Here is a 1,190-nt window from a genome sequence, read left to right on the forward strand (position 1 = left end):
TGTCTAAAGAAAAATTTGAACGTACGAAACCGCACGTTAACGTTGGTACTATCGGCCACGTTGACCACGGTAAAACAACTCTAACTGCAGCTATCTGTACTACTCTTGCTAAAGTTTACGGCGGTGTAGCTAAAGACTTCGCATCTATCGATAACGCTCCAGAAGAGCGTGAGCGCGGTATCACAATCGCAACTTCTCACGTTGAGTACGACACTCCATCACGCCACTACGCACACGTTGACTGTCCAGGACACGCTGACTATGTTAAAAACATGATCACTGGTGCTGCACAGATGGACGGTGGTATCCTAGTTGTTGCTGCGACAGATGGCCCAATGCCACAAACTCGTGAGCACATCCTACTAGGCCGTCAGGTTGGTATCCCATACATCATCGTATTCATGAACAAATGTGACATGGTTGACGATGAAGAGCTACTAGAACTAGTAGAAATGGAAGTTCGTGAACTTCTATCTGAATACGATTTCCCAGGTGATGACCTACCAGTTATCCAAGGTTCTGCACTAGGCGCACTAAACGGCGAAGAGCAGTGGGAAGCGAAAATCGTTGAACTAGCAGAAGCTCTAGATACTTACATCCCTGAGCCAGAGCGTGCGGTAGATCAGCCATTCCTAATGCCTATCGAAGACGTATTCTCAATCCAAGGTCGTGGTACAGTAGTAACTGGCCGTATCGAGCGTGGTATCCTAACTGTAGGTGACGAAGTTGCTATCGTAGGTATCAAAGACACTACTACAACTACATGTACTGGTGTTGAGATGTTCCGTAAGCTTCTAGACGAAGGCCGTGCAGGTGAGAACGTTGGTGCACTTCTACGTGGTACTAAGCGTGACGAAGTTGAACGTGGTCAAGTACTAGCTAAGCCTGGTTCAATCACTCCACACACTAAGTTCGAATCAGAAGTATACGTACTGTCTAAAGATGAAGGTGGTCGTCACACTCCATTCTTCAAAGGCTACCGTCCACAGTTCTACTTCCGTACAACTGACGTAACTGGTGACATCCAGCTACCAGACGGCGTAGAAATGGTAATGCCAGGCGACAACGTACAGATGACTGTAGAGCTAATCGCACCAATCGCAATGGACGAAGGTCTACGTTTCGCGATCCGTGAAGGTGGCCGTACAGTAGGTGCTGGTGTTGTTGCTAAGATCTTCGACTAATTCATA

1 protein-coding gene is annotated in these 1,190 nt (G+C 47.3%); it reads left to right on the forward strand.

Translation table 11 applies throughout. From position 1 onward, the window contains the following. Nucleotides 1-1,184 (forward strand): elongation factor Tu (gene tuf, locus R7O12_RS25885; protein WP_017822038.1); only part of this gene is annotated, 1,184 nt, incomplete at its 5' end. Nucleotides 1,185-1,190 lie beyond the last annotated feature (6 nt).

Source organism: Vibrio sp. Vb1574, assembly GCF_033338675.1.